Below are 8088 nucleotides of genomic sequence, written 5' to 3'. Positions count from 1 at the left end.
CCAGGACCACACGAACTCAAGCGGTGTGGATTGTTTCGCCAACGTCAACGTCCCGCCGCGCATACGGAACGCGCTGCGGGTGTAGTGCGCCGACTGTTTGCCGTTTCGGTTTTTGAAGCTCGGGTACTTGGCGCGTCCGGCGAAGAAGTTCGCGAATGCGGTGTGCTGATGCCGCAGGGTCTGTTGCAGCGGAACGCTGGATACCTCGGACAAAAACGCCAACTCACTGGTGCGTTTCCATTCCGACAGGGCGGCGTCGGTCTCGGTGTAGGACGTTTTCGTGCCGTGCGCGTGGTAGGCGCGGTGCCGCTGGTCGAGGGTCTTGTTCCACACGAGGCGTACGCACCCGAACGTGCGACCCAACTGGGCCGCCTGGTCCGAGTCCGGGTAGGCCCGGCACTTATACGCCGTCCGCATACCGATCATTTTACACAACTAGCGATCATGAGTAAGCATGTGGGTGCGTGGTCACCCAACAGCACTCGGGATCGCTTTCCTCTCCAGCCCGAAGGCCGGAGCTTCCAGCGATTGGAGCTTGGTGATTGACCCGCGTCGACTGACCGTGCTGCGCGCACTGGCCGACCACGGCACGGTGCGCGCAGCGGCCGAGACGCTGTACCTCACCCCGTCCGCGGTCTCGCAGCAGCTCACCGCCCTGGAGCAGGAGGCGGGACAGGCACTGCTGATCCGCAGGGGCAGGCGGGTCGAGCTGACCGCGGCCGGGGAGCTGCTCGCCGAGCACGCGAAGGCCGTGCTGGCCGAGGTGGAACGCGCCGAGGCCAGCATGGCGGCCTGCGCCGCGGGCACCGTCGGGCGCGTCGAGGTGGCCTCGTTCGCCTCCGCCATCACGCGAGTGGTGGCACCGTCCATCACCGCGCTGCGCGCCACCGCTCCCGGGGTGACGGTGCTGGTGCGCGACGCCGAGGCGCACAACAGCCTGCTCATGCTGCTCGCCGGCGAGACCGACATCGCGATCTCGATGGAGTACGGCGCGACCGTCCGCTCCGACGAGGACCGGCTCACCAGGTATCCGCTCTACGCCGAACCGTTCGACGCGGTGCTACCACCGCGCCATCCGCTCTGCGAACGGGAGAGCCTGCCGGTGACCGAGCTCGGCGAGTCCGACTGGATCGCGCCGCTACCGGGCAACCCCTGCCGGGAGGTGGCGCAGACCTGCTTCGCAGACGCGGGATTCGCCCCACCCATCACCCACACCTCGGACGACTTCCACGCGGTGGTGGCCCTGGTGGCCGCCGGGACGGGCATGGCGCTGGTACCGCGCAGCGCCATCCCGACCGAGCACGGCGCCGAGGTGCGGCCGTTGCGCGACCGGGTCCCCACCAGGCGGGTCTTCGCGGCCGTGCGGCGCGGCAGGGAGGAGCACCCGCTGCTCCGGCGAGTGCTGGATGCCCTGCTCGCCTGCTCCGAAGAACTCTGACCGGATTTCGCCATCCCGGTCTCCGCGGGTAGTCGCTTGGTGGAGCCTCTCACCCGACTCTCGCTGCGTTGTTGGGCCGGTCGGTTGTTGGGCCGGTCGCTCCGGCGCGGCGATTTCGCGAGAAATCGACGCCGCCCCGAGGTCGAGCGGCGGTGCCGAGTACGGGAGCGGTGGGGTTCGGGGCGATGGGTCGGGGATTCCCCCTCGAGGTGGTTCGGCGCGGGGTGGTTCGGCGCCGTCGGCGCGTGAGATGCGGCATACTCGCGGAACACCCGCCGTTCGGGGAAACGTCCGACGATCGGCGTCCGACACACGGCGGAGGACGGCGAACAGCCGCGAATCACGCCAGGCTCGAAAGGAACGGCACATGGCACAGCAGGACAGCGAGCGGGCCGACAACGACTCCTCCGAGTCCCGGCAGCCCGTCCGGGTGGGCACTTCGGCCGGCTCCTCGGAAGGCAGGACCAACATCGCTGCCACGGTGGTGCAGAAGATCGCGGCTATCGCGGCGCGCGAGATCTCCGGGGTTCACGCGATGGGAGGCGGCGTTTCCCGCGCTTTCGGCGCGCTGCGGGAACGCATCCCCGGCGGTAGCGGCACCTCGACCGTCTCGGGCGTGCGGGTCGAGGTCGGCGAGAAGCAGACGGCGGTGGACCTGGACGTGGTGGTGGAGTACGGCCTGTCCATCGTGGAGCTGACCAGGAGCGTGCGGCGGAACGTGATCGAGTCCGTGGAACGCATGACCGGGCTGGAGGTCATCGAGGTCAACATCGACGTCAACGACATCCACCTGCCCTCCGAGGACGAGGAGGCGGAACCGGCGTCCTCCCGGGTCGAGTGAGTCGCGCACACCGGTGAGCACGGCCGGAGCGCGCACACCGTGCTGCGAATGGGGAGCGATACCACCTCCGGGCATGCACGCGGGTGCCCACCGGTGGTGTGATGCGGTGGAAGGATTCGACGAAAGCGAGCGGCAATGGCGCCTGTGGAACGACAGCTGATCATCGGGGGTGGCTTCCGGGAAGCGGCCGACGGCCGAAGGACCACCGACAACGACCCCCTGACCGGCGAGGTGTTCGCAACCGTCGCGGCGGCCTCGGTCTCCGATGTCACCGAGGCGGTCGACGCGGCCGCGGCCGCGTTCGACGAGTGGTCGCGCACCGGGGCTCTGCGGCGCAGGGAGATCCTGCTGCGGGCCGCGGACCTGCTGGGGCAGTACACCGAACAGGCCGTCGAGCTGATGGCCGGTGAGGTCGGCGGCACTCGGCCGTGGGCGATGTTCAACGTCGAGCTGGCCGCCGACATCCTGCGCGAGGCCGCCGCGGCCACCACCGGACCGCGCGGCGAGGTGCTCACCTCCTCCGACCCCGACGAGTGGAGTTTCGCGCTGCGTCAACCCGCCGGAGTGGTCGCCGCCTTCGCGCCGTGGAACGCACCGCTGATCCTCGGCACCCGCTCGTTCGCCACCGCACTGGCCATGGGCAACACCGTGGTGCTCAAACCGAGCGAACAGGCCCCGCTGGCGGCCGGTCTGTGGCTGGCCGGGATCCTGCGGGAGGCCGGGCTGCCGGACGGCGTGCTCAACGTGGTCACCAACGACGGCGCGGACGGCGCCGAGATCGGCAACGCCCTGATCGCCGACCGCAGGGTCCGGCGGGTCAACTTCACCGGATCCACCGAGGTCGGGCGTTCCATCGGGATCGAGGCCGCCCGCCACCTCAAACCCGCCGTGCTGGAACTGGGTGGCAAGAACTCGGTGCTGGTGCTCGACGACGCCGACCTGGACTACGCGGTGGACGCGGTGACCTTCGGCGCGTTCATGAACGCGGGCCAGATCTGCATGTCGGCCGACCGGGTGCTGGTGCCCGAGACGATGCGGGAGGAGTTCGGCGAACGCCTGGGCAAGAAGGTAGCCGGACTCCCCTTCGGTGATCCCCGGGAGACGGACACCGTGATCGGCCCGGTGATCGACGAACCGGCCGCGCGACGGATCGCCTCACTGGTCGACGACGCACTGGCCCGGGGAGCCGTGGCGCACTGCGGCGGGCAACCACCGGAGGGGGCGATGTACCGGCCGACCGTGCTGAGCGAGGTCGCACCGGAGCACCGGATCTACTCGGAGGAGATCTTCGGCCCGGTAACCACGGTGCTCGGCTACGAATCCGTCGAGGAGGCGATCGGGGTGGTCAACGACACGCCGTACGGGCTGACCGGTGGCGTGATCACCACCGACACGCGGAAGGGCTGGGAGATCGCGCGGCGTGTCGAGACCGGCATCTTCCACATCAACGACCAGTCGGTCGGCGATCAGCCGCAGGCGCCGTTCGGCGGGATCAAGGACTCCGGTTTCGGCCACTTCGGCGGGCGCAGCGGCGTCGAGGCGTTCACCGACACCCGCTGGGTGACCTTCCGGGAGCGGCAGGCGCGGTACCCGTTCTGAGAACTCATTGGAGTTTTCCGATCGGGTTGTCGGGTCGCTCGCTCGGCGGAACCTCTCGCACGGCTCTCGCTGCGGGGAGGCCCGACATCGGGTAGCGGCCTACACAACGTCGGGCCTTCCTCGCGAGAGCCGCACGGGAGAACCCGCGGCTGCTCGCGTTGGTAACGTGGCTTTCGACGTATCGGAACCGAAAATGCCCCACCTCTGTCGACAACACGACAGGAAAGCATCAGTTCAGCGCGCGTTGACCTCCCCGCCCCGAGGTCGAGTGATGCGTCCCCGCTCAGCGCACCGGTCGTCCGGCTTGCCACACCCGGTGGGTCAGCGGAACCCCGGGGCGATAGGCCAGCCAGGACGCGGCGGGGGCGTCCAGCGCGTGCACATCGGCACGGGCGCCCGGACGCAGCACGCCGAGCGCTCCCTCACCGGTGTCGCGCCGCAGTGCCCGGGCCCCTCCCCTCGTGGCCGCGTACACCGCCTCGGACACGGTCATCCGCAGTTGCAGCACCGCCGTGGCGACGCAGAACGCCATGGACGAGGTGTAGGACGAGCCGGGGTTGCAGTTGGTGGCCAGTGCCACCGTGGCCCCGGCGTCGAGCAGCTCCCTGGCGGGCGGCAGCGGTTGCCGCGTGGACAGGTCGCAGGCGGGCAGCAGGGTCGCCACGGTCCCCGACCCGGCGAGCGCGGCGATGTCGGCACCGGTGAGGTGCGTGCAGTGGTCCACACTGGCCGCTCCCAGCTCCACGGCCAGCGCCACGCCCGGGCCCGGTTCCAGCTGGTTGCCGTGCACCCGCAGCCCCAGGCCGCGTTCCCGAGCGGCCAGCAGCACGCGGCGGGCCTGCTCGGCGTCGAACGCGCCGCGTTCGCAGAACACGTCGCACCAGGACACGTGCTCGGCGACCGCGTCGAGCATCGGCCCGCACACCAGATCCAGGTAGCCCTCGGCGTCCCGTTCGGGAGGCACGAGATGGGCGCCGAGGTAGGTGACCTCGTCCACCTCGGCCGCCGCGATGCGGGCGGCGCGCAGCTCGTCCTCGACGGTCAGCCCGTAGCCGGTCTTGGTCTCCAACGAGGTCGTGCCCTGCGCGGCCGCCTCGGCGATGTGGGCACGCAGGTTCGCGGCGAGCCGCTCGTCGTCGGCCGCGCGGGTGGCGCGCACGGTCTCGGCGATCCCGCCCGCGGTGTAGGGCTGTCCGGCCATGCGGGCGGTGAACTCGGCGGTGCGATCACCGGCGAAGACCAGGTGGGTGTGGCTGTCGACCCAACCGGGCAGCACGGCTCGCCCTTCGAGATCGACGCGGTTGTCGGCCCGCGGTGCGCGCCCGGCCGCACCGACCCAGGCCACCCGGTCCCCCTCGAGCACCAGGGCAGCGTCGGTCCGCGTTCCCAGTTCCTCGTCGTTGGTGGTCAGCTCGGAGATTCCGGTGATAAGGGTGGACGTCATCGATCTTCCTCGTCACGTGGGTGGACTCGCGCGGAAACCTCGCCGCTCACGAGTCCTCGACCAGTTCCCGAATGCTTTCGCGCAACGTGCCCGCCACGTCCGGCACGAGCTGGTGGACGCCCTCGCGGACCACCCGCCTGCCGTCGACGACCACATCGGTCACGTCCCCCGACGTCGCCGCGGTCACAGCGGCACGCGGGGGAACCCCGGCCAGCCGCGGGCTGTCCAGGTCCAGGGTGACCAGATCCGCGCGGGCGCCGAGTTCGATGCTGCCCGCGTCCGGCCAGCCCAGCGCACGATGTCCGGTTCCGGTGGCCATCATCGTGAGCTCGTCCGGGGAGAAGTGGCCGCGCACCTCGCTGCGCAGCCGCATGCCGGACTCGACGGCACGTGCCTCGGCGAACGGATCGATCACCGAGTGCCCGTCACTGCCCAGCGACAGCGGGCAGCCCGCCACCGAGAGCTCGTCGGCCGGACCTGTCCCGTCCGCCAGGTCCGACTCGGTGGTGGGGCACAGGCACACCCCGGCGCCGCTGCGTCCCAGCCTGGCGATGTCGCCCGCCGTCGGGTGCGTGGCGTGCACCGCCGTGGTGGCGGTTCGCAGTATCCCCTGCTCCTCCAACAACTGGGTGGGGGTGCGACCGTGCACCGCGAGGCAGGCGTCGTTCTCCGCACGCTGCTCGGACAGGTGAACGTGCAGCGGCACCCCTCGGGTGCGGGCGAACTCGCGCACCACCGGCATGGCGGCTTTCGGCACGGCCCGCACCGAGTGCAGCGCGGCACCGAGGATCACCCCGTCGTGGCTGCCGTCGAATCCGTGCACCCGCTGGGCCCACTCGTCCGCGGTGTCGTCGGAGAACCTGGTCTGCACCCCTTCCGGCGGAGGGCCGAAACCACTGCTGAGATAGCAGGTGTCCAGCAGGGTCAGCCTGATCCCGGCCTCGCGGGCCGCTGCCACCAGCGCCGCGCTCATGGCGTTGGGATCGTCGTAGCGCTGCCCGCCCGGGGCGTGGTGCAGGTAGTGGAACTCCCCTACGGCGGTGAACCCCGCCAGCACCATCTCCGCGTACACCCCCAGGGCCAGCCGGTAGTAGGTGTCCGGGTCCAGTCGCTCGGCCACGCGGTACATCCGGTCGCGCCAGGTCCAGAACGTGCCGCGTTGCTCCGCTCCCCTGCCGCGCAGTGCGCGGTGGAAGGCGTGCGAGTGCACGTTCGCGGCACCGGGCAGGGTCAAGCCGCGCAGTCGTGGGGTGTCCGGCGGTGGTTCGACCGCCGGGGTGACGCCGGTGATTCGCGCACCGTCGGTCTCGATCAGCACGTCACGGCCGGGGCCGTCCTGCAGCCAGGCCCACTCGCACCAGTAGGACATCCGTTCGGGCAGCTCCTCTCGTGTCACGGGCACCGCCTGTTGTCGAGGCCGACGGACGTCGGGTCCGGCGGTCATCGGCTCCACCGCCGCAGCACCGTCGCGAGCGCTTCGGCACCGGCGTCGCAGTCGGCCGGTTCGGCGTGCTCCTCCGGAGCGTGACTGACACCGGTGGGGTTGCGCACGAACAACATGCCGGTGGGCATCCGCGCGGCGAGCACCCCGGCGTCGTGCCCGGCGCCGGTGGGCAGTTCCGGTGCGTCCAACATCGTGGTGAGTTCGTCGCGCAGTGAACCGTCGAAGGACACCGTGTCCGAATAGGACTCCTCGGACAGTCGCACCGAGCACCCCTCCTCGGCTGCCAGCACGCCCGCACGGCGGTGGAGCTCGTCGACCATTCCCCTGGTGTCGGCGTCGGTGTGCGCGCGGGCGTCCAGCCAGACGTCGACCGAGGCGGCGATCACGTTGGTTCCCGACGGGAGCGGCTGGATACGTCCGACCGTGGCTCTGGCGTCGTCGTGGTTCGCGGCGACGCGACGGGCTTCGGCGACCAGCAGCGAGGCGGGCAGCATCGGATCCCTGCGGTCACCCAGTGGGGTGGCTCCGGCGTGGTTGCCCTGTCCGGTGAACCGGAACCGCCACCTGCCGTGGGCGAGCATCGTGGACGCCACCCCGACGGGTCGCTGTCGGTGTACCAGTCCCCTGCCCTGCTCCACGTGCAGTTCCAGGAACCGGGACACCCGAGCCAGGTTGGACTCGTCCGGTCCGGTGTGGTCCGGGTTCTTCCCGGCAGCGCGCATCGCCTCGGCCAGTGTGGTTCCCGAGTCGTCACGCAGCCCGAGCACTCGCTCCGGCGCCACGGTTCCGGCCGCCAACCGGGAACCCAGACAGGGGAGCCCGAAACGCCCGCCCTCCTCCTCGGCGAAGACCACCAGGGCCAGCGGACGACCGGGGCGGAATCCCTCGGCACGCAACCGGTCCACCGCGGACAGGGCGCTGACCACGCCCAGCGGCCCGTCGAACTCGCCGCCGCCGGGTACGGAGTCGAGATGACTGCCGGTCGCGACCGCCCCCTCGCCGGGGCCGGACACTCCGGGTCCCGACCACCAGGCCCAGAGGTTGCCGTTGCCGTCGGGCACGACCTCCAGCCCCCGTCGTGCGGCCTGTTCGACGAACCACTCGCGCAGCTCGTGCTCCGGGGCTTCGAAGACGTGCCGGGAGTACCCGCCACGGCCGTGGTCCCTACCCACTCGCTCGATGTCGGCGAGCAGCTCACTCGGCGTGGACACCGTTCCCTCCGTTCACTCGCTCCTCGGAGCTTCCCGCTCTCCGGTGGCCGTTGCCGGTTCCGTTCCCCGCCCGTTCCGTTCCCCGCCCGGAGATTTCGCGAGAAATCGACG

At 70.8% G+C, this 8088-nt stretch carries 7 protein-coding genes; 3 read left to right on the top strand and 4 right to left on the bottom strand.

Annotation, left to right across the window (positions count from 1 at the left end):
• On the bottom strand, window positions 1-417 hold a 417-nt coding region (locus BM394_RS22095), incomplete at its 3' end, for an RNA-guided endonuclease InsQ/TnpB family protein (RefSeq protein ID WP_139235289.1).
• A 121-nt stretch (window positions 418-538) separates the two neighbouring features.
• Here BM394_RS22095 and BM394_RS22090 point away from each other — a divergent pair.
• From BM394_RS22090 to BM394_RS22080, 3 genes are all read left to right on the top strand, one after another.
• Window positions 539-1438, top strand: a complete 900-nt coding sequence (locus BM394_RS22090) for a LysR family transcriptional regulator (protein WP_175530214.1) — start codon at window positions 539-541, stop codon at window positions 1436-1438.
• A gap of 367 nt (window positions 1439-1805) precedes the next feature.
• The gene (locus BM394_RS22085) at window positions 1806-2279 is read left to right on the top strand and encodes an Asp23/Gls24 family envelope stress response protein (RefSeq protein ID WP_092981749.1); all 474 of its coding nucleotides are present in this window, start codon (window positions 1806-1808) and stop codon (window positions 2277-2279) included.
• A 135-nt stretch (window positions 2280-2414) separates the two neighbouring features.
• The gene (locus tag BM394_RS22080; RefSeq protein WP_092981747.1) at window positions 2415-3878 is read left to right on the top strand and encodes an aldehyde dehydrogenase family protein; all 1464 of its coding nucleotides are present in this window, start codon (window positions 2415-2417) and stop codon (window positions 3876-3878) included.
• Between the two features lie 283 nt (window positions 3879-4161).
• Here the strand turns inward: BM394_RS22080 and hutI are convergent, their stop codons facing one another.
• The 3 genes from hutI to BM394_RS22065 all read right to left on the bottom strand — a co-directional run bounded on the left by hutI (window position 4162) and on the right by BM394_RS22065 (window position 7977).
• On the bottom strand, window positions 4162-5322 hold the full coding sequence (hutI, locus tag BM394_RS22075; RefSeq protein WP_092981745.1) for an imidazolonepropionase: 1161 nt from the start codon (window positions 5320-5322) through the stop codon (window positions 4162-4164).
• Window positions 5323-5368: 46 nt separating this feature from the next.
• The gene (locus BM394_RS22070) at window positions 5369-6691 is read right to left on the bottom strand and encodes a formimidoylglutamate deiminase (RefSeq protein WP_092981759.1); all 1323 of its coding nucleotides are present in this window, start codon (window positions 6689-6691) and stop codon (window positions 5369-5371) included.
• 71 nt (window positions 6692-6762) lie between these two features.
• A complete protein-coding gene (locus tag BM394_RS22065; RefSeq protein WP_092981743.1) occupies window positions 6763-7977 on the bottom strand; it encodes an allantoate amidohydrolase in 1215 nt (404 codons plus the stop codon).
• Window positions 7978-8088: the final 111 nt, after the last annotated feature.

It is taken from the genome of Actinopolyspora lacussalsi subsp. righensis, from assembly GCF_900116555.1.
In the GTDB taxonomy this organism is placed as follows: Bacteria; Actinomycetota; Actinomycetes; order Mycobacteriales; family Pseudonocardiaceae; genus Actinopolyspora; species Actinopolyspora lacussalsi.
This window is presented reverse-complemented; position numbering and strand designations above follow the sequence as displayed.